23 protein-coding genes are annotated in these 24235 nt (G+C 39.8%); 11 read left to right on the top strand and 12 right to left on the bottom strand.

Translation table 11 applies throughout. From position 1 onward, the window contains the following. Window positions 1-3: 3 nt before the first annotated feature. Entirely contained in the window at window positions 4-1251 is a 1248-nt protein-coding gene (locus HOP08_07710; GenBank protein ID NOT74800.1) for an O-antigen ligase family protein, read from the bottom strand. Window positions 1252-1339: 88 nt separating this feature from the next. Here HOP08_07710 and HOP08_07705 point away from each other — a divergent pair, with 88 nt between their 5' ends. After that, complete coding sequence (locus HOP08_07705; protein ID NOT74799.1) at window positions 1340-2452, top strand: DUF1972 domain-containing protein; 1113 nt, start codon at window positions 1340-1342, stop codon at window positions 2450-2452. Here the strand turns inward: HOP08_07705 and HOP08_07700 are convergent. Next, on the bottom strand, window positions 2449-3855 hold the full coding sequence (locus HOP08_07700) for a hypothetical protein (GenBank protein NOT74798.1): 1407 nt from the start codon (window positions 3853-3855) through the stop codon (window positions 2449-2451). The two genes, HOP08_07705 and HOP08_07700, sit on opposite strands and share 4 nt — an antisense overlap. Before the next feature lie 57 nt (window positions 3856-3912). On the opposite strand from HOP08_07700, the gene HOP08_07695 reads away from it, so the two are divergent. From HOP08_07695 to HOP08_07675, 5 genes are read left to right on the top strand one after another with little or no spacing between them, the layout of a single operon-like run. Further along, window positions 3913-5307 (top strand): undecaprenyl-phosphate glucose phosphotransferase, encoded by a 1395-nt coding sequence (locus HOP08_07695; protein NOT74797.1) that lies wholly within the window; start codon window positions 3913-3915, stop codon window positions 5305-5307. Window positions 5308-5312: 5 nt separating this feature from the next. Continuing rightward, window positions 5313-6383 carry an undecaprenyl/decaprenyl-phosphate alpha-N-acetylglucosaminyl 1-phosphate transferase gene (locus HOP08_07690; GenBank protein ID NOT74796.1) on the top strand — a complete coding sequence of 357 codons (1071 nt, stop codon included), beginning with the start codon at window positions 5313-5315 and terminating at the stop codon, window positions 6381-6383. Beyond that, the gene (gene pheS, locus HOP08_07685; protein ID NOT74795.1) at window positions 6376-7398 is read left to right on the top strand and encodes a phenylalanine--tRNA ligase subunit alpha; all 1023 of its coding nucleotides are present in this window, start codon (window positions 6376-6378) and stop codon (window positions 7396-7398) included. Before HOP08_07690 ends, pheS begins: the two co-directional genes overlap by 8 nt. After that, entirely contained in the window at window positions 7398-8246 is an 849-nt protein-coding gene (locus HOP08_07680) for a 3-hydroxybutyryl-CoA dehydrogenase (GenBank protein NOT74794.1), read from the top strand. Before pheS ends, HOP08_07680 begins: the two co-directional genes overlap by 1 nt. Before the next feature lie 4 nt (window positions 8247-8250). Further along, window positions 8251-8685, top strand: coding sequence for a hypothetical protein (locus HOP08_07675; protein ID NOT74793.1), 435 nt, complete (start codon window positions 8251-8253; stop codon window positions 8683-8685). A 65-nt stretch (window positions 8686-8750) separates the two neighbouring features. Here HOP08_07675 and HOP08_07670 read toward each other — a convergent pair whose 3' ends face one another. The 4 genes from HOP08_07670 to HOP08_07655 form a co-directional block, all read right to left on the bottom strand. Next, on the bottom strand, window positions 8751-10196 hold the full coding sequence (locus tag HOP08_07670) for an amino acid permease (protein NOT74792.1): 1446 nt from the start codon (window positions 10194-10196) through the stop codon (window positions 8751-8753). Window positions 10197-10301: 105 nt separating this feature from the next. Then, complete coding sequence (locus HOP08_07665; GenBank protein NOT74791.1) at window positions 10302-11405, bottom strand: beta-lactamase family protein; 1104 nt, start codon at window positions 11403-11405, stop codon at window positions 10302-10304. Window positions 11406-11415: 10 nt separating this feature from the next. Beyond that, window positions 11416-12519: a cellulase family glycosylhydrolase gene (locus HOP08_07660; protein ID NOT74790.1), complete on the bottom strand. Its 1104-nt coding sequence runs from the start codon at window positions 12517-12519 to the stop codon at window positions 11416-11418. 4 nt (window positions 12520-12523) lie between these two features. Further along, window positions 12524-13981: an aminopeptidase P family protein gene (locus tag HOP08_07655; protein NOT74789.1), complete on the bottom strand. Its 1458-nt coding sequence runs from the start codon at window positions 13979-13981 to the stop codon at window positions 12524-12526. Between the two features lie 91 nt (window positions 13982-14072). Here HOP08_07655 and HOP08_07650 point away from each other — a divergent pair, with 91 nt between their 5' ends. Continuing rightward, the gene (locus tag HOP08_07650; protein ID NOT74788.1) at window positions 14073-15218 is read left to right on the top strand and encodes an AraC family transcriptional regulator; all 1146 of its coding nucleotides are present in this window, start codon (window positions 14073-14075) and stop codon (window positions 15216-15218) included. Window positions 15219-15224: 6 nt separating this feature from the next. On the opposite strand, the gene HOP08_07645 is transcribed toward HOP08_07650, so the two are convergent. Then, window positions 15225-15740 (bottom strand): GNAT family N-acetyltransferase, encoded by a 516-nt coding sequence (locus tag HOP08_07645; GenBank protein NOT74787.1) that lies wholly within the window; start codon window positions 15738-15740, stop codon window positions 15225-15227. Between the two features lie 115 nt (window positions 15741-15855). Here HOP08_07645 and HOP08_07640 point away from each other — a divergent pair, with 115 nt between their 5' ends. Both HOP08_07640 and HOP08_07635 read left to right on the top strand, forming a co-directional pair. Beyond that, window positions 15856-17013, top strand: coding sequence for an acyltransferase family protein (locus tag HOP08_07640; protein ID NOT74786.1), 1158 nt, complete (start codon window positions 15856-15858; stop codon window positions 17011-17013). A 91-nt stretch (window positions 17014-17104) separates the two neighbouring features. Then, window positions 17105-17299: a hypothetical protein gene (locus tag HOP08_07635; GenBank protein NOT74785.1), complete on the top strand. Its 195-nt coding sequence runs from the start codon at window positions 17105-17107 to the stop codon at window positions 17297-17299. Between the two features lies 1 nt (window position 17300). On the opposite strand, the gene HOP08_07630 is transcribed toward HOP08_07635, so the two are convergent. The 5 genes from HOP08_07630 to HOP08_07610 are packed head-to-tail and all read right to left on the bottom strand — an operon-like array spanning window position 17301 to window position 20172. Next, window positions 17301-17510, bottom strand: a complete 210-nt coding sequence (locus tag HOP08_07630; protein ID NOT74784.1) for a hypothetical protein — start codon at window positions 17508-17510, stop codon at window positions 17301-17303. Beyond that, window positions 17510-17884, bottom strand: a complete 375-nt coding sequence (locus HOP08_07625) for a co-chaperone GroES (protein ID NOT74783.1) — start codon at window positions 17882-17884, stop codon at window positions 17510-17512. Before HOP08_07625 ends, HOP08_07630 begins: the two co-directional genes overlap by 1 nt. 15 nt (window positions 17885-17899) lie before the next feature. Then, window positions 17900-18250, bottom strand: a complete 351-nt coding sequence (locus HOP08_07620) for a hypothetical protein (protein ID NOT74782.1) — start codon at window positions 18248-18250, stop codon at window positions 17900-17902. A 32-nt stretch (window positions 18251-18282) separates the two neighbouring features. Further along, window positions 18283-19665 carry a hypothetical protein gene (locus HOP08_07615; protein ID NOT74781.1) on the bottom strand — a complete coding sequence of 461 codons (1383 nt, stop codon included), beginning with the start codon at window positions 19663-19665 and terminating at the stop codon, window positions 18283-18285. Window positions 19666-19677: 12 nt separating this feature from the next. Then, on the bottom strand, window positions 19678-20172 hold the full coding sequence (locus tag HOP08_07610; GenBank protein NOT74780.1) for a biotin/lipoyl-binding protein: 495 nt from the start codon (window positions 20170-20172) through the stop codon (window positions 19678-19680). Window positions 20173-20307: 135 nt separating this feature from the next. Between HOP08_07610 and HOP08_07605 the strand changes: the two genes are divergently transcribed. Then, entirely contained in the window at window positions 20308-21615 is a 1308-nt protein-coding gene (locus tag HOP08_07605) for a deoxyguanosinetriphosphate triphosphohydrolase (protein NOT74779.1), read from the top strand. Window positions 21616-21777: 162 nt separating this feature from the next. Then, window positions 21778-24156 (top strand): MMPL family transporter, encoded by a 2379-nt coding sequence (locus tag HOP08_07600; GenBank protein ID NOT74778.1) that lies wholly within the window; start codon window positions 21778-21780, stop codon window positions 24154-24156. The last annotated feature ends 79 nt before the right edge of the window (window positions 24157-24235 follow it).

The following is a 24235-nucleotide window of genomic DNA, read 5'->3' as shown; positions in this document are numbered from 1 at the left end:
AATTTAGCTGTTATCAAAGCTTGTCGAATCCTCTTTATTAAATGCGAGGAGTACAGTCATCATCAGAGCAAAGAATACAATTCCTTTATTTGATTCAAGAATAGATTCTGAAAGACTGAAGCAAAGGGTGATCCATGCAAAATAAATGAAGTAGGGATTGAGATTCCGGTTACTGATTTTTATGGCGTAAATGAAGATCATCAAAAGCAATATTAAACCTGGGAAACCCAGTTGAATAAATGTTGCGAACCATTGATTATGCGGATCAAAATTTAAGTATCCATATTGATCCAGATGATGCGACGTATATGCCTGATTGAGATAATCCTGGCCGTCGCCAGTGCCAGCGCCGAAAACAAGTTTGTCGTTCCAGACTTCAGTAATCGCAGTCTTCCAGAAGAATAAACGCAGATTTAATCCTGTGAAAGTTTCATATTCCGTAAGCTTATCTTCTTTCAGTATGGAGAGATTGTGTCGCATATCCAGAAAACGATCCAGTGTTCTTGGATAGGCCATGATAAAAAGAACTACACACAGAAGTACTCCCGCACTCGAGATGTAAAACATTCTCCTTGAAGGAAGATTTTTATATAGAAAATAGGTCAATCCCAATGCATATGCCCCTATTCCGGTTTTTGAAGAAATAATGACAAGCATGCCAAGAGAATATAGCGCTAACGCAGAGATGACGACAATTTTTTTGACAGGAGCTTTTATTCGTTCACTTACTGATTGCAGAAACAAAAGTGAGCCAGCGGAAAAGTAAATGGAGTAAAAAACATAATGGATGGAAGTATAGTGATCTTTGTCAAACGCCAGATTATCTGATAGAATGAATTCTTTTAAAAGCCCTCTTACTAAAAGGACCAAAGCGCTGATGAGTGTAAGGGCGCCAATATTGAAGATCAGGTTCGATTTTTCTTTTGTTGAAAGCAATTGTATAGCGGGAAAGACGAACAGTGGTACGATGAGTAGCACCGCTTTCTTTTCCAACACAAACAGGGCGTTGTCAAAATTTTGTGAATACAGTACGCCAACAATGTGCAGAAGATAGAAGAGAATAATTAGCTGAATCGCACGATTTGACTTAAGGGATTCTCTAATGGTCTTTAGATTTAATACTAACAAACAGCAGATCAGGAGAATAGCCAGTGTGATATTGCTGACCAGCACATCAAAGAAAAGTCCGGCGTATGCCAGGCATATCGTCCAGGGAACCCATCTGAGAATTTTTTCTTTGAAAGGAGACATCTTTCAAAGATAAGGATTGATTTATCTTCAGGATAACGATGAATTTTTATTGTTAAAGTCGCATTATCTTTGGTCGCAAATCCAACGGATGAAGATCGCATTTCTGGGAACAAAGGGAATACCGAATAATTATGGTGGATTTGAGCAGTTCGCGGAGTACATATCTGTTTTGCTTGCAGCAAAAGGTCATGAGGTCACTGTCTACAATCCGTCATTCCACCCCTGGTCACAGCAGAAATATAGAGGTGTCAGCATTGTTAGAATAAGCAGTCCTGAGAATATCATAGGGAGTGCTGCCAATTTTATTTATGATCATCTCTGCCTGAAGCATGCTCTTCAGCAGGATTATGATATCATCTATGAGGCGGGTTATCATAGCGTAGCGATGTCATATAAGTTACTGAAAATAAAAAAGTATCAGAAGCCTATTATTATCACCAATATGGATGGTATTGAGTGGAAGCGATCCAAATGGAATTTTCTTGTCAGGAAGCTTATAAAATCTTTAGAAAAAATCGCTGTAAAAGAATCCCCATACCTTATTTCAGATAATCCGGGGATACGCCAGTACTACCTGGATGAATTTAATCGTGAGTCCTACTTTCTTCCGTATGGCGCTGACCCTGTCAATGAGTTTGATGAAGGGCATCTTTCAAAACACAATGTTAACAAGAATAATTTTTTTCTTTTGATTGCCAGAATGGAACCGGAGAATAATATTGAATTGATATTGGAGAGTTATAAAAAATCCGGACACAGTTTTCCTTTTCTTGTGGTTGGTAATTACACCAACGCTTTTGGTCGACAGATGGCAAGTAAGTACAAATCAGGAGTTCATTTCACAGGTGGTATTTACAATAAGAAAGAACTTGATTCACTGAGATATTTCTCCTCAGCCTATTTTCATGGTCATTCTGTAGGAGGAACAAATCCCTCTTTGCTGGAAGCGATGGCTTGCAGAAGTATGATTGTTGCTCATGATAATGCTTTCAATCGTGGTGTGCTTGGAGAAGAGGCGGTTTACTTTAATGATGAAAGAGAACTGATCAATCATTTCAAGTCGATGGATCAAATCATGTTTAATAACGCTCCTTCTTTTAAGGAGAAGAATTTTCAAAAGATCATTCATCAATATAATTGGGAATTGATAGCGGATCAGCATGAGGAACTATTTTCTTCTCTGATAAAGAAAAATCTCTAATCGCTGCGGCGGTAATAACGCGCTTTCATTCTGAATAACGAATCTGTCTCTTTCAAAACATAGCCGCTCTCCAACAATTTTGTCTCTCCCGGAGAAATCCCAGAGGCGGGACTGAATCCATCCATCCACCATATTCCTGCAGGTTTTTCGATGTCAGCATTGAACTGTTCAGGGACCGAAGATCGGAAGTCTGACTTAAGTGTTTTAAAATAGTAGTTGCAATACCATGCATATTGACTGATAAAGACATCGTCAGAGTATCCTTTTTTGATCACCTGCTGTATCATTCCTCTCCAGTCTTCTTTCTGCTTTACGGTATAGTATTTCTCAATGAAGATCAGGCTTAGGAGCGAAGTGCTGCAGGTAATAATTATAACTGCTTTTTGAAAAGATGGTTTGATCACCATGAGTCCAAGACAGATCATGATGATCAGGCAGGGTAATGCGATTATGGTATAGCGAACATTGAGTAAAGGGGTTTTAATAATGGAATAGATAATGGGCATGAGAAAACTTAAGGAAACACTACCGATCAGTATAAAATCAACGGGTTCGATTCTTCGATCTGTTCGGTATGTTTTATAAATGTGAAGAAAATAGAATATCAGAAGGCTGGCAAAGACAAAGGATGCTACTACATCTTTAAAATAAACGTAGAAATACTTTATCAGAAAATAGAATGGTTCTGGCTCAAGCCAAAAAGCACCGCCTTTAGCATCAGAAAACAGGATGGGTATCCAGGGGCTGATAATTGCGATGATGATAAAAGCAGAACTGATAGAGCAGATGATGAATTTTTTATTGAATGAATAAAAGACCAAAAGCAGACAAAATAAAATTCCTTGAGTAGCAAATACAATCACTCCAAAATAATGAGAGTACAGAACTCCGGAAGTGAAAATGATGTAGAAAATAAAATCGATTAACCTGGAATTCTTTACCGCGCGAATCAAAAAAAGATAGGAGAGTGTACAAAAAAGGAAAACCAGTGTATAAAACCTGACATCTTGTGAAAAGAAGATATGAATGTAACTAAAGGTTGTGATGGCCGCTGCGGCAAGCCCAACACGGGAATCTCTCACTTCTTTACCAAGGAAATAAATTGCTACAATGCCCGCCAATCCAACAATAAGCGCAAGCAGCCTTCCATTGAAATCTGTAAACGGAACCAGTTTGAACCATCCGTGTAGCAGAAGAAAGAAAGCAGGAGGCTGATCGGCAACACTGTATCGAATAACCGCAGAAACGGAAAGATCTGGATCTGCACCATTCATGGAAGCAATCTCATCAATCCAGAGACTTTGGTAGTCCAGATGGTAGAGTCTTATGCCAGTAGCAATGAGTACAATTGAGAACAGTGATAAAGCAACCCAATGTCTCCTAAAAAATGATTTTATAGCCAATTATCGGGGTGTTTGGTTTAACAGAAGTGTTGGCTGTTTTAGCTAATTTTGCGTTCCATGGTGAAATACAGGTTTTCAAGATACCTAAGATTTTTAATTTTTGTAGGCGATATCCTTGTCCTCAACGGGCTATTCTTTGCACTTTATTTTACAGGCCACTTCATTATTGAAACCTTTTCGTTCGATAGCCATGACATGTCCTGGTTTTACTTTTTGCTGATACTCAACGTATCGTGGCTGGTTATTATTTTCTACACCAACCCATACAAGGTCTCGCGGGTTTTCAGCTTTGTCAAAATTGCCGGAGAAACGATCTATTCAGTCTTTCAGCATTTCCTTGTGACAAGCACGGCTATTTATCTTTTGGATTTCAAGCTTGTTCATAAGTGGGGGCCGCCGCTGGTTTATCTCGGCTTTCTTTTTTTTGTATTGACCTGGAGACTTTTGTTTTTCTACTTTCTGCAGATTTACCGGTCTCGCGGTTATAACTTCCGGTCTGTTATTGTTATTGGATACGGCGCGATCTCCAGGCAGATGGAAGATTTTTTTAGATTTCGCCCAGAATTTGGTTATCGTTTCATAGGATTTTTCGATGATTCACATTCAAATCCTAAAATCCTTGGAAAGATAAGTGAGATCGAGAAATTTCTTCAGACTGAGAAAATTGATGAGATATATTGCTGCCTTCCTTATGTTAAGTATGGGGCAATAAAAAAGATCATTGATCTGGGTGAAGAACGATTCATTACCGTCAAACTCATTCCTGATTATCGCGCCTTTTCATTTAATGGCCTTGAACTGGAAAGGTATGATCACATTCCTGTTCTTAATGTTACTTCCATGCCATTGGATGACAGGAGGAATCAGGTTGTGAAGCGGACATTTGATATGATCTTTTCCGTTCTGTTATTTATTACCGTCTTCTCCTGGCTGTTCCCATTGATTGCAATTGCCATCAAGATCAACTCGAAAGGCCCGGTTTTCTTCAGGCAAAGAAGAACCGGACAGAATAACAAAGAGTTCTGGTGCTTGAAATTCAGAACAATGCATATCAACAAGGATGCTGATCAGATTCAGGCATCGAAAGATGATGCACGGATCACATCTGTTGGTTCATTTCTCAGAAGGACAAGCCTAGATGAGCTTCCCCAGTTTTTCAATGTACTAAGTGGTGAGATGTCCATCGTAGGACCACGACCACATATGTTGAAGCACACAGAAGAGTATTCAAAAGTGATTGGAAAATTCATGGCGCGTCATTTTGTGAAACCAGGAGTTACGGGACTTGCACAAAGCAAAGGATATCGTGGTGAAACAAGGAATATCATTGACATGAAGAATCGTGTGAGACTCGATCGTTTTTATATTGAGAACTGGTCGTTTCTATTAGATATAAAGATCATCGTGTTAACGGCCTATGAACTTATTCGCGGAAGCGAGAAGGCTTACTAAGTATTATGTTATCAGTCACTCAAATTATTATTTTTTCATTTATAGCATTCCTGATCTCGTTCTTGCTGTTTCCGGTTTTTATCAAAATCTTCAAGCAGCTTAAATGGTATGATTCGCCAGGCACACATAAGATTCATTCAGATTTTGTTCCTTCTATGGGTGGAGTTTCCATACTGGCAGGAGCATCGTTTGCATTGCTGATTGGCCTTCCTCTTCAGCAATGGATCACACTTAAATATTTTTTTATTTCTGTTGCATTGATGTTTCTGATTGGACTTCGTGACGATGTGCTGGCTTTAAGTCCAAGACAAAAACTTTTTAGTCAGTTTCTTCCGGTATTTGTATTGGTGTTTCTTGATAGAGTTATTCTTAATTCGTTTTATGATTTAATACCTGACTCTCAGCTCCCTTTGCCTTTGGCTTATTTCATTACATTATTTACGGTGATCATTATCACCAACGCATACAATTTAATAGATGGCATTGATGGTCTTGCTGGTACGATCGGTTTTCTGGGAATGCTTTTCTTTGGTGTTTGGTTTTACCTGGCGGGATATACTTCGCTCAGTATCATTTCACTTTGTTTTGGAGGGGCTCTCCTGGCCTTTCTTTTTTTTAACTGGCAGCCTTCCAGTATTTTTATGGGGGATACGGGAGCGTTGACTGTTGGACTGGTACTTTCATATTTTGCCATCAGATTTATCAACTATAATTTTTTATTGCCTGAAGGACATCTGGTAAAATTCAACGCATCTATTTCTACGGCAATTTGTGTTTTGATCATTCCTATTTTTGATACCCTACGCGTGATCATCCTCCGTTTGCGGATCATGCAGTCTCCTTTTCATGCTGATCGCAATCACCTCCATCATCGATTGCTGGCGTTTGGACTTTCACATGCGAGTGCCGTAAAATGGATCGCCGGCATTAATCTTTCCTTCATTATCATTGCATTATTGCTAAAATCACAGCCAGACTGGGTACTGTTGCCAATTGCAGTATTAATCTGTCTGATCATTAGCTTTGTACTGAAAAGAAAGCAACAAACTATTCTGAACTCGTTTAACAATGCTTGAGCAAGTAGAAACACTTAAAAAGGAGATACAGGCCCTTCAACCGGAAAATTCCCAGGAAGTAGAGTCATTCCGTCTAAAATACCTTAGCCGCAAAGGCATCATTTCAGTTTTGTTTGATGATCTGAAGACGTTGCCTCCAGATAAGAAAAAGGAGACCGGCAAGCCTCTGAATGAGCTGAAACAATTGGCAGAAGCAAAACTAAAAGAATGGTCGGCGGGTATTGGAGAAAAAGGAAGTTCTATCCAGGTAGATATTGATCTTACTTTGCCGCCGGTTGCCAATAAGATTGGTAATCTTCATCCCTTAAATTTAACTCGTTATCGTATTATCGAAATTTTTGAACGATTGGGATTCAATGTTGCTGATGGCCCTGAGATCGAAGACGATTGGCACAATTTCTCCGCATTGAATTTCCCTGAGAATCACCCGGCGCGTGAGATGCAGGATACTTTTTTTATTACCGAAGATCGTAACATCCTTCTGCGTACTCATACATCGAATGTTCAGGTTCGTCTGATGGAAAAGCAGAAACCACCCATTCGTGCGATCATGCCAGGGCGTGTTTATCGTAATGAAGCGATTTCAGCAAGAGCACATTGCTTCTTTCATCAGGTAGAAGGATTATACATTGATAAGAATGTAAGCTTTGCTGATCTGAAGCAGACCTTGTATCATTTTTCCAAGGAGATGTTCGGTCAGGATACTAAGATTCGTTTGCGGCCTTCATTTTTTCCTTTTACAGAACCCAGTGCAGAAATTGATATCTCATGTTTCATTTGTCATGGTAAAGGATGTAATATCTGCAAGCACTCAGGATGGGTTGAGATTGCGGGTTCCGGAATGGTACATCCAAATGTGCTTCGCAACAACAAAATTGATCCGGAAGAATTTACAGGCTTTGCTTTCGGAATGGGAATTGAGAGAATCACGATGCTTCGTTATGCCATCGACGATCTTCGTCTCTTTTCTGAGAACGATATTCGCTTCTTAAAACAATTTAAGCCAGTATTCTGATGAATACGATTCGCACCGTGGGAATAGTGGGTGCGGGCACAATGGGGCTTGGCATAGCACAAGTATGTGCCATGGCAGGTTTCAATACGATCCTGTTTGATGTACAGCAGGACCAAGTTAAGAATGCCTTTAGAGTCATTGAAAAAAACATTTCCTATTTAGTTGAGAAAGGAAAGTTGAATGAAAATCGAAAGACTGACATTCTTTCAAGGGTAGTTGCTGCACCATCTTTATCAGATTTGAAAGCTGATATGATCATTGAAGCGGCTGTTGAAAGGCTTGACATTAAACAGCAACTATTTTTAGATCTTGAAAAGATAAACAGAGGAGAGGCAATCCTCGCTACGAATACTTCTTCGATCTCCGTCACGGAAATTGCTCAGAAACTGAGCAATCCTTCTCGTTGTATTGGCTATCATTTTTTTAATCCTGCCGACAGGATGAAATTAGTAGAGATTATTTCAGGAAAAGAAACGGACCCTGCATTAGTCCAGGTTTTGAAAGAATTTTCCCTCCTCATTCAAAAAATAGCGGTATTGGCGAAAGATTCTCCAGGATTTATCGTTAATCGTGTAGCGCGGCATTTTTATGTTGAATCACTGAAATTACTGGAGGAAAATGTTTGCTCAGTGAATGGTATCGATGAGCTTTTACGATCTGCAGGATTTAAAATGGGACCTTTTGAGCTAATGGATTTGATAGGGGTTGACACCAATCTTGCTGTTACAACATCAGTGTACAACGGATTTCATCAGGCTGCTAAATTTAAACCTAGTCCAATTCAGCAGCAGTTGGTAAAGGAAGGTCATTTTGGAAGAAAGACAGGTAAGGGCTTTTATAATTATTGAATCAATGTTTTCCCGTGTTTTCATTCTGGCTTTGTTATTAATCGTGGCGTGTGACCGTGACCTTTCAGATGATCCTATTCCGATTGTTCCTTTTGCTGACTTCACTATCAATATATATTTTCCTGAGTATCAGGTATTGAATAATGATGGCGGCTTTAAGCAATTTGGAAATCTTGGCGTACGTGGTGTGATCGTTTATAGAAACAGCGCATCGAATTATTCTGCGTATGAAGTGAATTGCTCCTATCATCCCAATGAGGCAGGGTCTAACATTACAATTCATCCTTCGAATTTATACATGCAATGCGGTGGCTGTGGATCTACTTTTGGGTTTACAGACGGGATGCCAACGGGAGGAATTGCCTGGCGACCCTTAAGAAAATACCGAACGGAGTTTAATAGTCCAAACCTTACGATCATAAACGAGATCGCAAATTGAACCCAATCAGGAGGCATAAAAAAAGACCAGTGTGAGCTGGTCTTTTTATTTGATACTTTTCAGATCTACTGCTGTCCTTTTCTTAAGACACTGTTTTTCTTACTATATAAGAAGTAGACGAATAAGCCAACAATCAGCCATGCAAGCGCTGAGAGCTGCGTGACATAATCCAATGAAAAGATAAGGGCTGAGCAAACCAGAATTCCAAGGATAGGAATCAAAGGAACCAAAGGTGTTTTGAATGGTCTCACCGCTTCGGGATTTTTAACACGCATTACCCAGATTCCTGCACATACGAGGACGAACGCGAACAATGTTCCAAAGCTTGTTAAATCTCCTGCAATATCTCCTGGAACAAAAGCGGCAAAGAGCGCCACGAATACAAAGAGTATCATGTTTGATTTAAATGGAGTGCGGAACTTTGGATGTAGCTCAGAGAATACTTTTGGCACCAATCCATCCTTAGACATTGAATAGAATACCCTGGATTGACCCATTAACATCACGAGAATTACAGAAGAGAAACCGGCAAGGATCGCAACAGTAACTAATGTTGCCAGCCATCCATAACCTGTCATGTAAGTATTAATTGCATACGCAACAGAAGCTTCTTTCCCGGCAACTTTAAATTCCTGCCAGTTTGCAACACCGGTTAATACGTGAGAGAATAAAACGAAAAGAATCGTACAGATCAATAATGATCCAAGGATACCAATCGGCATGTCGCGTTTTGGATTTTTGGCCTCTTGAGCCGCTGTAGAGACCGCGTCAAAGCCAATGAAAGCGAAGAACACAATACTGGCCCCTCCCAGCACACCTCCCCATCCATGACGGTTCCATGCTTCATGACCAACAATGTTTGGGATTGTGAAAGGAGTGTAGTTCGCTTCGTTAATAAAGCCCCAGCCTACAACGATAAGAACAAGGACAATAGAAACTTTGATAACAACAATGATCGCATTGAGTGTCGCGGATTCCTGCGTGCCCTTTATGAGGACGAGAGTGAGGAGCACTAAAATGAAAACCGCAGGAACATTCATAATTCCAGTGGCACCACCCATTGATTCCCATGGCGAGTGACACCATTCATAAGGTATTCGACCTCCCAGCAAACTATTTAAATATTCACTCCATGCGATTGAAACTGTAGCAGCAGCGAGAGCATATTCAAGAATAAGAGCCCAACCGATGATCCAGGCTAAAAATTCACCCATGGTCACGTAAGCATATGCATAAGCACTTCCTGCGATTGGAATCATGCTTGCAAATTCAGCATAACAAAGCCCTGCAAAAGCGCAGCCGACTCCGGCAATAATATATGAGATCACAACGGCTGGTCCGGCAGCATCGCCAGCGGCTGACGCTGTTCTCACAAATAATCCAGCGCCAATAATGGCTCCAATGCCAAGGGCTATCAGATTAACAGGTCCGAGCGTACGCTTCAAGCCTTTTTCAGAATCGCCAGCCTGAGACATTAATGCCGAAAGCGACTTTTTAATAAATAAACTCATGAGTTGATAGATTAGGCATTTGGTGAACTCCTAAAAATAAAAAGAATAATGTATTTCGTAGCATCCCTTCCGGGAGGGTGGACTTTGCGATTGATGAGTGGCGGCCTATTCAAGCCACTTTTCCTCTTCCAACAGAGAAATAATTTTATCTCTTTGAAGATTGACGTCGTATGGGGCATTATTAAGCACAACTAATAAAATTCCTTTTTCAGGAATTGCCACATAATTGGCCATAAACCCACCCTGACTTCCTGTGTGTTCAGCAGTGTTATAATTTCCAACCTTAAGGATCTGCCATGACCATCCCCGGTCGGCGGGATGAGAACTCCTCCAATTGGAAAAAGTCTTGATCGTTCTTGAATCATCAATAGAAGTCTTTGAAAGAAATGCTGCTTTTCGAAGAGCGATTTCATAATTCGCCAATTCTTCAACAGAACTCCATACCCCTCCATTTCCAGAAGCGCAGAACGTTGGCTCTTCTCCATAATCATCTTCCGTCCATTGATGCGCAATCATGGTGTACCCATGCGATACACCTTCGTGTGGATGAGCTCCGTCCGTGATTGTACTGGTAGGCATGTTACCGGGAATAAAGATTTTTTCTTTAATGAAGTCCTGCCACTTTTGGCCACTTACCTTTTGTATGATAAGAGCCAACGCATTGTAGGATGGATTGGAATAATTGTATTTTGAACCTGGCTCGAATTCAAGGGTATCTGTTTGTGTTATGGGATACCAATTCTGCTCATCATTGGCTGTCAAAAAGAAAACAGAGTCTTTAACAACCTGACGATTGTCCGGAAGGCCAGAAGTGTGGGTCAATAAATGTTTGATCCTTACTTTTTTAGCAATCTCTTTGTTCTTAAAATCCGGAAAATATTTTAGCAAACTGTCTTCAACGGAGAGTTTACCTTGCTCCTGAAGAATAAGAATCCCATTCGCTACAATTGTTTTTGAAATTGACCCAAGATTGAAGAGTGTTTTGGTTGTTATTGCTTCTTTGGTTTTCAGATCTGCTAACCCATATCCTTTTGAAAAGAGTATAGAAGTATCTTTTAAGATCAATACTGCTCCGCCGGGTTGATCTGAGGAATATTGTGATGAAAAAAAAGAGTCAAGATTTTTTGACAAGCTTGACTCTTCTTCTTTCGGTTTGCAGGATGAAACGATTATAAAGATTACAATAGCCAGTGATGGTATTTTCTTCATAACCAAGGAGTTATTTTTTTCCGGTGAGAGAACGTATTACCTGAACTTCTGATTCCTGATACGGCTTTCCATCTGCATAAAAGATTTCATGGTGCCACACGGCAGGAACTCGACCATTGACATAAGGCTTTTGCCAGGAATCCCATGGAAGATCAGTTTGTGTTTTGCCTTTCACAAATCCCCAATTGTACATGGCGATTTTATTCTCTTTTCCAATAGGAAGTATTGTTTCGAATTTACTGTTGTTGCCGCGAGCGAGATATTCTGTGCACATCATTGGTCTCCCATAGGTTTTGAACATCTTGACGCTTTGTTCAAAGCTTGGAGCATCTCCGTAATTATGAAAACTGATAATGTCAGATTGAGTTAATTGAATTTTTTCAATCGGATTAAGTCCTTTAAAATCATTGTAATTGATCTGCCATACCCCTGATGTTAAAGGCTGTGATGGTTTTGCGGCGCGGGCCCATTCAAATGCTTTCGGAAGGAGTTTCTCAACAAATTCAAGTTTGTTTTTAGGATCCTCGTAATTATTTGAATTCACGTTATCCGGCTCATTCCAGATGTCCCAGCACAAAATTCTTTTGTCATTTGCGTAGGTGCCCACAACACCTTTTACATATGCTTCCAGACGTGGATATTGCTTTTCATCCATCAAGGCTGCTGCTCCAGGACTTTGCACCCATCCTGAATTATGAACCCCCGGTTTTGGATCACGTTGTTTTCCAAGTTTTGGATTTGGATCCCAGACGCTGTCAAACAAAACAAGCATAGGACGGATGTGATGCTTTTCACAAATGGCCAGAAACTCATTGAGTCTTTTCTTGAATCCTTCGGCATCCTGTTGCCATAAAAGATCATGAAGAAAAACGCGAAGTGTATTCATGCCAATGCTTTCAGCCCACCCCAATTCACGATCAATTGTGGCGGGATCCCATGTTTCGGCCTGCCACATTTCAAGTTCGTTGATGGCATTGTTAGGAATATAATTACAACCGACCAGCCAGGGTTGGTCTGCATACCAGGCATTGGCCTGATTGGCCGTCCACATTTGTTGAGCAAATGATGAAACACTGCAAAGGGCCAGGAGAAAAAAGAGAATGGATCGTTTCATGTTATTAGTTCTTTTTATCTAATGAAGGTAGTAAGAAATCGTCGAGAGCACTGGGTAGCTTCATCATTGCTTCGATGTCTTTAACAGTACGGGGTGCAGAAGCTGATAAATGTTCATAACCATCTTTCGTGATCAGGTAATCATCCTCGATCCGCACAGCAATTCCCCACCATTTTTTATCACAATTTGAATTATCCGGAATGTAAATTCCAGGTTCAATGGTAACGGTATTATTCTCTTCCAACACACCACCACCAATGTCATGAACATCCAGTCCGATATGATGAGAGACTCCATGAGGAAAATAAAAATGTCTTTCTGTTATTGATTTAATAATTCCCAAATCAAAAAGTCCTTTATTAATAATCTCCTGACAGATCATTGTGAGTTTTGACATCGGCGTTCCGGGTTTGCAGCTCTTCATTGCCTCTTCCTGAGCTTTCAACACCAGCTCATAGATCTGTTTTTGTTCAGGAGAAAATTTTCCACTGACCGGAAAAGTACGGGTGATGTCAGCAGTGTATCCATGGTACTCAGCGCCGAGATCCATTAGAATAAGTTCTTTGGTTGAAATCATTGGTTTATAGTTATCAACATAATGAAGAATACAGCCATTATGTCCTGCTCCCACGATGGATGGATATCCAACATCTTCTGCTTCATATTTTTTAAAGACAAATTCATGTATGCCCTGAATTTCACGTTCTGACATTCCCGGTTTCATTGCTTTCAATACTTCAACTTGCCCCATGCATGAAATGGAGACTGCTTTGCGAATCATTTCCAGTTCTTCTTTTGTTTTAATTCCGCGCAGACCGGCCATTAATGATTTCAAGCCTCTGGTGTCAAGATTGTTCTTTTGCAACTCACGTGTTACAGTAAGTTTATTGTTTTCAGGATACTGAACTTTTGTTTTGAATTGTGCAATAAGATCATACAAGTCTGAGGAATCCCTTGGATCATTTCGCACATCATTCTGAAAATCATAGAACAATATTTTATCGAATTTTTGGAAATCGACATTGTAGCGTTTGAATTCGCTGTTGTTGAATGCTTGCTCAAAGCCCAGCACTTCTTTTACGCCGGCTTCTCCAAGACGCCTTCCTGTCCACATCTCATCAAGTTGATTGCGGGGTTGGATGAATAGAATTTCATCGTAACTGGTACTGTTTGATGAGGTCTGCTTGTCCTTGAAAATGAAGAGAACTGCATCAGGTTCACGATAACCTGTCAGATAGAAAAAATTGGGATCCTGATGATAACCGTAGTCTACATCGTTGGCCCGATTACGAACTGCATTGGCAAAAACGACTGCGACTGAATTGGGAGGAAGCACATCACGAAGTTTCTGCCTGCGTTCCTTGTGAAAATCCTTGGTGAGAAAATCCGCTGGAAGATCCAAGTTCTGACTGAAAGAAGTAAGGAAGGAGATTATTAATAGAAGCGTGCAGAGTATGCGCATATTGCTGAATTTTAGAAGGATAACATCTTGATAAAAATATCAAAAAGCCGTGAATATAATTTGGTTACTTTGGTGTTGGCCAAAATTGAGTATGAGTGGCGTAGTTCATTACAGAATTGATCTCTGGGCGGTATTTATATTTCTGGGAATTGTTCAGGCAATGTTCCTTTCCCTTTTCTTTTTGTCAAAGGAGAATCGAAAAATTCAGAGTAATTTATTTCATGGCTTTTTGCTGATTGTGGTAGCGTGCTGCATTCTTGAAATATTCCTGATGTACACCGGCTACATCATTCATTGTTTCTATTTGGTTGATTTTTCGGAACCGCTTTCTCTTTTGATAGGTCCCTTTACTTTCCTGATGATCATAAGCCTGATAAGAGGTTCCATTCGAAAAGTGGATTATCTCCACCTTTTACCTGCAGTGCTTTACGCCTTTTACCTGATTCCGTTTTTGATCTTACCTGAGGATGCAAAGTACAATTCATGGTTAGGCGCATATCATCCTGAGCTCTCTTTTAGGGACTTTGATTATCCTTATGACGCGGACATATTGGGAATACGAAACTTTATTACAGAGATCACAATAGCCTCCATTTTTATTTATGCTATTCTTTGCCTTGTTGAAACATACAAGATCTTTCGAAGAAAAAAAGACTCTTTTCTAAAGCCAAAATCCAGCACGCTAAGAATTTTGCAATGGCATGTATTTCAATTATTCTCTTCTGTAGTTTTTATTGTGATCGTCAAGCTTAATAATCCCGATGATACCGGGGATCATATTTTTGCAGGATTTATTGCGATAACTATTTACACCACAAGTTTTTCAGTCATCCGAAACTCCGGATTTTTTAAACCTGCAATTCTCCTTGAACAGCAGAAGTATAAGACCTCATCGCTGACAGAGGATCAGTCACAAAGTATTCTGATCAAGTTAAAATTAGTCATGGAAACTGAAAAGCCATTTCTTCAGCCAATGTTCTCACTGCCTGACCTGGCACAGCGGCTCTCTATTTCAGTTCATTTACTCTCTCAGGTCATTAATGAAAGGATGGAGAGGACTTTTTTTGAACTATTGGCAGAGTACCGGGTTGAGGAAGCGAAGCGATTGTTGAAAGAAAAAATGAATTTGAAAGTAGAAGAAATTGCAGAGCAGGTAGGCTATCACTCAAAGTCTTCTTTTAATACAGTTTTTAAAAAGCTTACCGGAAAGACGCCGAGCGAGTTTAGATCAAGCTGATCGATACTAAGCGATTTTCTTCTCCAGAGATAAGAACTCCAGTTGTTTTTTCGGTAAACCGAAACGATCATCAGGGATATTAAAAGGCTTCAGTCCCCCTTTTTCATAGCCATGCCTCACGTACCAATCGATAAGCTCTGTTCGAACTGAGATTACAGTCATATGAATCGAATTGCAATTTTGCTTTTTTGCTTCGGTCTCAGCCGCCTTTAATAACTCTTTTCCAATTCCTTTTCCCTGTAGATTGGGAAGAACGGTCAGCATTCCTAAATACAATTTTGCTCCTTCGTTTCGTAATTCCATGCAGCCCTGGATTTTTCCATCTTCTACATATTTAAGAATCATGGATCCTGGTTTGCGAAGAGTCTCCTCGATTACCGAAATCTCAGTTCGTGTGCCATCAAGAAGATCGGCTTCCGTGGTCCAGCCTTGTCGGGAACTATCCCCACGGTAAGCAGCATTAACCAGCCTGTCGAGTTCGGCAGCATCAGATAGGTTAGCAGGTGAAATTGTGAAGTGCATAAATCAAAGATAGCAGCAGTTTTTGGTTCGACTTTATAGAATCGGCCTTTTAACTTATAAAAACAGCATTAATTTGTATTTCGTGAAGGTTTCTTTGACAAAAAGAAATTTACATATGAACATTAATTCTAATGACTTGTCCACCCGCCGTCACGATTTAGACTGGCTGCGGCTCATCGCAATTGTCATCCTTCTATTTTTCCACACAGGTATGTGGTTTAATAAATGGGAGTGGCATGTAAAGAATGCAGAAACCTCTGTCAGTTTCAACTACTGGATGGTGTGGTTGCATTTCTGGAGAATGCCATTGCTTCTTTTTATCTCTGGTGCGGGCACATACATGGCGTTGGGCAAAAGAACTCCAAAACAATTTGCGGGGGAGCGTTTCAAGCGACTTTTTATTCCCCTCGTTTTTGGAATGTTTGTAATCGTTCCTCCTCAGATTTATTACGAGCATATCGGTGAGTATAACGGCTATTGGGATTTTTATAAGACCGTTTTTGATTTTAAACCCTATCCAAAAGGAAGTTTCAGCTGGCATCATCTCTGGTTCATTATCTATCTTCTGGTTTTTTCGTTGATGGCTCTTCCTTTTTTGAATTATCTGCGCTCAGAACGATCTACTGGCTTCAGGGAAAAGGCATACCAGATTTTATCACGCCCGGTAACCATTCTATTGGTGCCATCGACGATCATTTTGATAACACAGATTATTTTAAGACCTTATTTTCCTGATGAGACACATGATTTTAAAGATCTTGGTTACTTCGTTTTTTATTTCTGTTTTTTCCTTTTTGGAATTCTATGCTATTCGAATCCGAATTTATGGGAAGCTATCGGTATAAATAGAAAATATCTTTTAATTGCTGCCGTGATCAGCCTTATTCCATTTTATATAATCTATTTCCATTTCAGAGAGCTCATTCAGCTTCCGGGAACAATAGATCAGGTGGAAACGGCTTTCGACGTAGTTGCAATTTTTGTAAGTTGGTTTACCGTAATCACAATCATTGCTTATGGTCAACACTATCTTAATAAACCTCATCCATGGTTGAAATATTTTAACGAAGGATTGTACCCGTTTTATATTCTCCATCAAACGGTCATTATAGCAATCGGTTATTACATCTGCCAGCTGGACTGGAGTATCGCGGCAAAATTCTTCTCAATCAGTTTCCTGACGTTATTCAGTTGCGTACTATTTTATGCAGTGTTTATCCAAAGTAATAATGTAGGAAGGTTTCTATTTGGATTGAAGAAAAAGGAAAAATGAACGAGGAACCATAAACAATAAAGCCGACCCGTATCATGGGTCGGCTTTATTGATTTTCAAATTTCGCCTAAAATTTTCTTAAATTGATTTTATGAAAATCTTCGTCATTATCGTTTGTGTAGTTACCGCTACGTTGCTTGCATTTGGGGCGCTATTTAAAATGCTGCATCTGCGAGGAGCAACAGTAGTTTCATTATCAGGAATATTCTTTTTGGTAATTGTGCTGATCCCATCATCGATAATTTACTTCTACAGAAAAACAGATAGTGTAAAAACCAGAATCTGATCTAACCTTCCAGATCCCTTAATTCAAAATCTTTACCCTTACCAAATTTAATCGTGTCCTTAAGTTTATATCGCTCAAGTGTAATAAGATCTTTTACAGAAAAATCTCCGTTAGATAATATTCTTTCGACTTCAAACTCGTACTTGTCTCCGTAGTTAACAAGCTTATATCTTTTTCCTACACGCAACACATCAAATGATAACCCCGCCATTATAAATCCTCCTCCCGCTCTAGCATCAAAATTGAGGCTTGTGGTACGATATAATATTTCTCGTTCTCATACATAACCTCAATAGCACCTTTTTGCAGAAAGATTGCCAGATCGCCCTCATGTGCCTGAAGTGGTAAATATTTTATAGAATCTTCTTTGCCTCTCCAGGCATCATCTTCGTCGGTTGGCATCGGCAGTGGGTATCCGGGGCCAACCTTCAATACATATCCCTTCTGGATTTTTTCTTTTTCCTGGACGCTTGCCGGAAGATAAAGACCGCTATCAGTCCTGTCAGATTCTTTTGTTGGACGGATCAACACGCGGTCACCTACAACAATTAATTTTTTGAGCTTATTATCGGAAGTCAGTTTCATCTAAAAGAAAGTCATTTACTTTTTTCTCGTTGCTACAAAGGGAAACTCCATTCCACTGGTTGAAAGACTCCCTTTCATGGCATCTTTATCCACTTTTGAATTGAAATCCAGATTTACACCAGAGAAGTCAAAGGTACCTGTTGCTGTTTTTGTTTTGGATGCATAACTGAATGTATTAAAGGGCACCTCACCAGTATCACCGACCAACTTGGCTGCATAACCTTTATCGGTTTTCATTATGGTCATTACACCTTTATAATCCCCTTGTGGAGTACCTGTGACAGAATAATTCCAGGAACCGATGGGACCAGGAGCGCAAGAGTAAAAAATGGCAGCAAACACGAATAGGATAAATACTTTTTTCATGATGTTATATAAGTTGGGTGAAAAATTGGGTGTCATTTAAACAGCTGACCTTGTTCGTCACTGCCTCCATCTTCAAGATCGGAAGTATACAAGGGCAATCTATCAATGCTTTTTGATAGCATTGAGTTTTCTGTAATAATACCTTTTGAATTGGCATCATTATTTAATTCAGTGGTTTGAATTTCGAGCTCTTTCAAATTAATCTGCTTCGCCCTTTTTTCAATTGGCGGATTTATCTTCTCTGATTTTTCAAACTCTGTAACCCTTTCAAGAATATCTTTTGGCAGATCCGACTCACCACGGTACACCAATTCCAAAAACTGTTTTGCGAAGAATGCATCAATCTGAATTCTTCTTTTGGATAGGTGAGCAAATTTCCCGAGTACACGACAAATGTTATCACGTTCCTCAGGACTCAACTCCTGAGCAAATTCGTACTGCTCAATTGCCTTTAAGCTGACAATGATCGGCTCTAAAGCATCCAATGATATGATGTAAACAGTGTAATCCGGTAAACGATAAATGAAATTATCCAGCGTCTCCAATGTATTGGTGGGGACCACAAGGAAAATTTCTCTTCTTACATTTTCTTCTTTAGCGTACTTTTTTACAGACTCAGTTTGATTTTTTAGGTATGAAGGAAAATTTGAAAGATCATCACTGGCAGGACTTTTCGCATCGAAGATCACGTACTCGTCAATAATCTTGATCGTGTTATCAGGTTCTCCTTTGAAGGGAACTTTGTCAACATATTCAACCGTGTGCTTTGAACAGACAGCACGAATAGCATTGCTGACTCTCTCTTCATGGTTCAGCCAGGTTTCTTTTTGTCGCATGAGACGCTGGATCTCATTATTCTTTTTGTCATCCAGTTCGCGCTCCCTGTCTTTTTGAAATTTTTCCTGAATTTGTTTTAAAGAAGAAACCGCATTGGAATGATCTTGTCTCCTGAACTCTTCATCTTTTCTAAGTTTAGAATTATCATCGCGAAGATCACGGACTTCTTTTTCTACTGAGTTTAACTTTTCCTTTGTTATCGTCAACTCATCCTTCAGATCCTGGCCCCGTTTCAAGTATTGCTTGTTCTCAGTTGTCAGCGAGGTAACCTGATTCAATAATTCCTCAAGGCGCTTTGTTTGATTTTGTTCTGCGCCTTTCAGGCTTCCATTTTCAGAGGTAAGCCTGTTGATCATATCCTGATTTCCCTTGATCGAAGCCTTCTCCAGATTCAGCCAGTTCTCAAGCTTTGAATTTTCTGTGCGCAATGATTCGATTGTGGAAATAAGTTTTTGCAGATCCCCACTAGCATCAATTACCTGATTCTTTACTTCTCCCCAACTAAAAAGTCTACCCAGGAACCCGATATTTTTCAGGCTCTCGAAAAGAACTTTTATTCTATCAAAATTGATTTCCATAATTCAAACCCCTCAAAACTCTATCAACAGCTGATTTTTTTCCACTGTATCACCTTTTTTGATCTTAACACTTTTCACAGTGCCTTCATTCGGTGCTTTGATAATATTTTCCATTTTCATTGCTTCCAGCACAAGCAATGCATCTCCCGCCTTCACAACATCTCCTGGTTTTATTCTTAAATCAATGATTAAACCCGGCATAGGAGCCTTGATAACGTTCACCTTTCCGGCGGTCGTTGCATTCATTCCCATCTTTTCCAGTAATAAATCAAATTTGTCACGAAGCTGAAGTGTGTACTTTATTCCATTGATCTTAAGATCAATCGTTTTTGCTTCGCGATCCAACTTCACTAATTCCGCCTGAAAACCCTTGTTATTATAGATTATATGATAATGACCTTCGCCCAGTGAACTTACATCCCATGAAAGTGGATTTCCATTTACCAGCCAGCTTTCTGCTTCTGTTACAATTTCGAATGATTTACCGTTAACCGTAGCTTTATACATACTACCAAAAATAGGAAATTTCGGAACCTAAAGTTGGTCATGCTATCCAGACAGGATTTATGCATTTAATGCGAGATGTATTTGGTGGATCATTGAGTCTTTAGTCTTTCGACATCCTTCATATATCTTTGCCCCGTGAACTGGAAAACCCTTCTTTCTGCTAATCGTCTTGGACAAACTTCAACATCTTCGGAATCCTATCGAAGTGCTTTTGAGCAGGATTATGATCGGATTATTTTTTCTCATCCTTTCCGGAGACTTCAGGATAAAACACAGGTGCATCCGCTTCCGGAACACGATTTTGTTCATACCCGCCTTACGCACAGCCTGGAGGTTTCAAGTGTAGGTCGTTCGCTTGGCAAGCGGGTAGGAGAGAAGATACTTGAACGTCATCCTGAATTAAATAAGGATTTTACTCTTTTTGATTTTGGTGCCATTGTAGCGGCAGCATCCCTTGCACATGATCTTGGCAATCCTCCCTTTGGACACGCCGGTGAAGATGCATTATCAGATTTCTTCATGGAGAATACTTCGTTCAGGAAGAATATGAGCGAGCCTGAATGGACTGATCTAACAAAGTTTGAAGGAAATGCCCAGGGCTTTCGTATTCTGAATCAACAGGAATATGGAATGAAGCTTACATGTGCAACGCTGGGAGCTTTTACAAAATATCCTTGTGCCGCTTACTTCCCGGCACGCAATAAATCAAAAAAGAGTCAGAAGAAGTTTGGATACTTTCAAAGTGAACAGGTATTGTTTGCAAGTCTTTCGCAACAGTTAGAATTAATTGCTGTTCAGGGAGCGTGGTGTCGTCATCCACTTGCATTTCTTGTAGAAGCTGCGGATGACATATGCTATAGTATCATTGATCTTGAAGATGGATGCCGTTTAGGTCTTGTAAGCTTCGAGGAAACTGTTGAATTGCTTGCTCCGATATTGAAGTCAAAGCTTGATAGGCAAAAGCTTGCTGGTGATCAAAGTCTGAATAAGAAACTTGGAACGCTTCGTGCGCTAACGATTGGTGAATTGATTGATTCATGTACGGAAGTTTTTCTGAAACATGAAGCAGATATCATAGAAGGAAAATTTGATCATGCCCTGGCTGACCTTTGTGAATTTGGCGGAGCGCTAAAGAAAATAAGTGAAGTGAGTATTCAAAAGATTTATCGTGCAAGACAGGTTGTTGAGATTGAAGCTGCAGGTCATGAAATTCTTCCTGGACTATTGGAAGAATTCGTTGCGGCCGGAGACATGCTTCGCAAAAAAGGAAAATCAAGGAAGTATGAAAACCTCGCGCTCCTTTTCCCACCCGAGATAAGCAAAGCTATTATTCAAAGTGAAAGTGATTATGAGATGCTCCGCCAGGTGATAGATTTCATTTCTGGTCTCACAGATCGTCATGCGCTTTCGTTATTCAGAAAGATCAAAGGAATCTCATATTGACCTTTTGAATTTTAGTGGAAATCCGGGTCTTTCTGGCTTCACCTTCCCGATTTCACATTCTTAATTCTCGTATTCTCCCCTTACATTTGCGGGTCGTAAAAACACCCTTTTCCCGTGTGGATTCGCATTGCCGATAGTATCATTCGTTTTCGCCTGCCGCTGATGGTAATTATTGCCATTATCACAGCGATAATGGGGTATTATGCCACAAAAGTGGAGATGAGCTATGACTTCACCAGGACCGTTCCTCCCAACGATCCTGACATGGTTTTTCTCAATAAATTCAAGGAACAATTTGGTGAGGATGGTAACATCATTGCAGTAGGTTTTAAGGACAGCTCTATCTACAAGCTTGAGAACTTCCAAAAGTTCAGAAAGCTAAGTGACGACCTTAAGAAAATTGATGGCGTGAATGATGTTTTATCACTTCCGGTTCTCAAGATCCTTTTAAAAGACACTGCTCAAAACAAGTTCTATGCGTCTCCTCTTTTTCCATCAGAGATAACTTCACAATTAGCGCTGGATAGTCTGCTAAACGAAGCAAAAAAGCAGAAGATTTATATGGGCCAATTGGTTAACTCCGACAATGGCGCAACCATGATGATCGTTTCTGTGCAGAAAGGTGTTGCCAACTCGGTTCGGAGAGTGGAACTCATCAATTCATTAAATGCATTGGGAGATGAATTTTCAAAATCTACCGGCATTCAGATTCGTTATGCGGGCTTGCCTTTCATTCGATCAGTAGTTGCTCTTCAGGTAAAAAGTGAATTAGCATTCTTCACATACATGTCGGCCATTGTAACGGGTCTGATTATGCTGTTGTTCTTCAGGTCTGTAAGAGCAGTATTATTTTCATTAGTGATGATAGGTGTTATGGTAGTATGGACATTGGGTACCATTTCGCTTTTTGGATTCAAGATCACATTATTAAGCGGTCTGATCTCACCGGTCATTGTTACGATTGGAATAACGAATGCTATTTATCTTTTAAATAAATATCACCTTGAATTTGTCAAGCAAAGGAATAAGGTTGAAGCTATCAGAATAGTTGTTCAGAGGATGGGGCTTGCTACATTCCTTACAAACCTTACCGTGGCAATCGGCTTCCTTACATTATTGTCAACTGATATTGTAATACTTCGTGAGTTTGGTGTGGTGGCTGGACTAAACATCATTGCTTTGTTTTTTGTAAGTCTTGTAATGATTCCGGGAATTTTGACATGGCTACCTGAACCGACTTCAAAGCATCTCCATCATCTGAACTTCAGATTCATGAACTGGTTTGTAAAAACCATTGACCTGCTGGTGACACGAGCCCGCCCTGCTATTTACATTACCACAATCGCTGTCGTTGTCATTTCGGTTATAGGAATGATGAAGCTTGAAGCAGTTTCTTTTATGGTGGATGATCTTCCGGAGGAAAGTCAGGTGAAGAAAGATTTGAAATTCTTTGAAGCAAACTTCAGCGGCATTATGCCTATTGAGTTCATGGTGGATACCCATAAGCGAAGAGGATTGCTTCAGGTTAATACACTTAAAAAAGTTGAAAAGTTTGAATCGTTCATTGATTCGATCAAATTGATCTCACCTCCGGTTTCTTTGGTAAGTTTCGTAAAAGCTTCAAAACAAGCATTCTATAATAACAATCCGGATTACTACACTATTCCTACCAACGCTGAAAAAGGATTTATCCTTCGGTACATGAGGGGACAGACGGATAACAGTGGCCTGTTAAAGTCATTTGCGGATTCCACATTCCAGAAAATGCGGATCAGTGCTCAAATGGCGGATATTGGATCCAACAGGATGGACTCTTTAATAACGGGTGTAATCAACCCAAGAATTAAAGAAATATTCAAAGCGGAAGGAAAGGATTCTGTGAGTGTTAATGTAACTGGCACCTCTGTCCTTTTTATCAAGGGAAATAAATATCTGGTAAATGATCTGTGGAAAAGTCTTATTCTGGCTTTCATTCTAATCACATTGAGCATGGCTGCATTGTTTGCCAATGTTAGAATGATCGTCATTTCATTGATCCCTAACCTGATTGCTTTAATGATCACTGCAGGAATTATGGGATACTTTCATATTCCATTAAAAGCAAGCACAGCATTGATCTTTAGTATCACGTTTGGGATTTCGGTTGATAACTCAATTCGTTTCCTGGCAAAGTACAGACAAGAGTTATTGTCTTCAGGATTTTTTGTGCCTCGTTCAGTAAGTGAAAGTATTCTTGAGACAGGAAAAGCAATTATCTATACATCTATTGTGCTTTTTGCGGGCTTTATCATTTTTACCTTTTCTGATTTTGGCGGAACCATTGCATTGGGTGTTCTCACATCGACAACATTAGTAATATCAATGTTTACAAATCTTATCTTACTGCCGGCTCTGATTTTGACTTTCGATAAACCAAAAAAGAACACGGGTGAGAAACTTTTGATTGATGATATCGATCCTACTTTTTATGGAGAAACAGAAGATGAGGAAATTGATTTAAGTAAAATTAAAATTTCTGATCGAAGAGGTTCATTTGAATAGACAGACTGCAATACCGAATATCATAGCCTGGTACGTCCTGTGCTATAAAAAGATCTAATAATATTTATTACACGGAGAT

It is taken from the genome of Cyclobacteriaceae bacterium (assembly GCA_013141055.1).
GTDB lineage: Bacteria > Bacteroidota > Bacteroidia > Cytophagales > Cyclobacteriaceae > ELB16-189.
The sequence above is the reverse complement of the archived record's forward strand: the minus strand, read 5'-3'. Positions and strand labels throughout refer to the sequence as shown.

Bases quoted from the DNA above. Each gene is read 5' to 3' on its own strand.
- HOP08_07675 (NOT74793.1), top strand. From the start codon at position 8,251: ATGTTTTCCCGTGTTTTCATTCTGGCTTTGTTATTAATCGTGGCGTGT.
- HOP08_07705 (NOT74799.1), top strand. From the start codon at position 1,340: ATGAAGATCGCATTTCTGGGAACAAAGGGAATACCGAATAATTATGGT.
- HOP08_07600 (NOT74778.1), top strand. From the start codon at position 21,778: ATGGTAATTATTGCCATTATCACAGCGATAATGGGGTATTATGCCACA.
- HOP08_07630 (NOT74784.1), bottom strand. From the start codon at position 17,510: ATGGCGGGGTTATCATTTGATGTGTTGCGTGTAGGAAAAAGATATAAG.
- HOP08_07690 (NOT74796.1), top strand. From the start codon at position 5,313: ATGTTATCAGTCACTCAAATTATTATTTTTTCATTTATAGCATTCCTG.
- HOP08_07670 (NOT74792.1), bottom strand. From the start codon at position 10,196: ATGAGTTTATTTATTAAAAAGTCGCTTTCGGCATTAATGTCTCAGGCT.
- HOP08_07625 (NOT74783.1), bottom strand. From the start codon at position 17,884: ATGAAACTGACTTCCGATAATAAGCTCAAAAAATTAATTGTTGTAGGT.
- HOP08_07620 (NOT74782.1), bottom strand. From the start codon at position 18,250: ATGAAAAAAGTATTTATCCTATTCGTGTTTGCTGCCATTTTTTACTCT.
- HOP08_07615 (NOT74781.1), bottom strand. From the start codon at position 19,665: ATGGAAATCAATTTTGATAGAATAAAAGTTCTTTTCGAGAGCCTGAAA.
- HOP08_07680 (NOT74794.1), top strand. From the start codon at position 7,398: ATGAATACGATTCGCACCGTGGGAATAGTGGGTGCGGGCACAATGGGG.
- HOP08_07640 (NOT74786.1), top strand. From the start codon at position 15,856: ATGAACATTAATTCTAATGACTTGTCCACCCGCCGTCACGATTTAGAC.
- HOP08_07645 (NOT74787.1), bottom strand. From the start codon at position 15,740: ATGCACTTCACAATTTCACCTGCTAACCTATCTGATGCTGCCGAACTC.
- HOP08_07655 (NOT74789.1), bottom strand. From the start codon at position 13,981: ATGCGCATACTCTGCACGCTTCTATTAATAATCTCCTTCCTTACTTCT.
- HOP08_07650 (NOT74788.1), top strand. From the start codon at position 14,073: ATGAGTGGCGTAGTTCATTACAGAATTGATCTCTGGGCGGTATTTATA.
- HOP08_07695 (NOT74797.1), top strand. From the start codon at position 3,913: ATGGTGAAATACAGGTTTTCAAGATACCTAAGATTTTTAATTTTTGTA.
- HOP08_07635 (NOT74785.1), top strand. From the start codon at position 17,105: ATGAAAATCTTCGTCATTATCGTTTGTGTAGTTACCGCTACGTTGCTT.
- HOP08_07660 (NOT74790.1), bottom strand. From the start codon at position 12,519: ATGAAACGATCCATTCTCTTTTTTCTCCTGGCCCTTTGCAGTGTTTCA.
- HOP08_07710 (NOT74800.1), bottom strand. From the start codon at position 1,251: ATGTCTCCTTTCAAAGAAAAAATTCTCAGATGGGTTCCCTGGACGATA.
- HOP08_07610 (NOT74780.1), bottom strand. From the start codon at position 20,172: ATGTATAAAGCTACGGTTAACGGTAAATCATTCGAAATTGTAACAGAA.
- pheS (NOT74795.1), top strand. From the start codon at position 6,376: ATGCTTGAGCAAGTAGAAACACTTAAAAAGGAGATACAGGCCCTTCAA.
- HOP08_07665 (NOT74791.1), bottom strand. From the start codon at position 11,405: ATGAAGAAAATACCATCACTGGCTATTGTAATCTTTATAATCGTTTCA.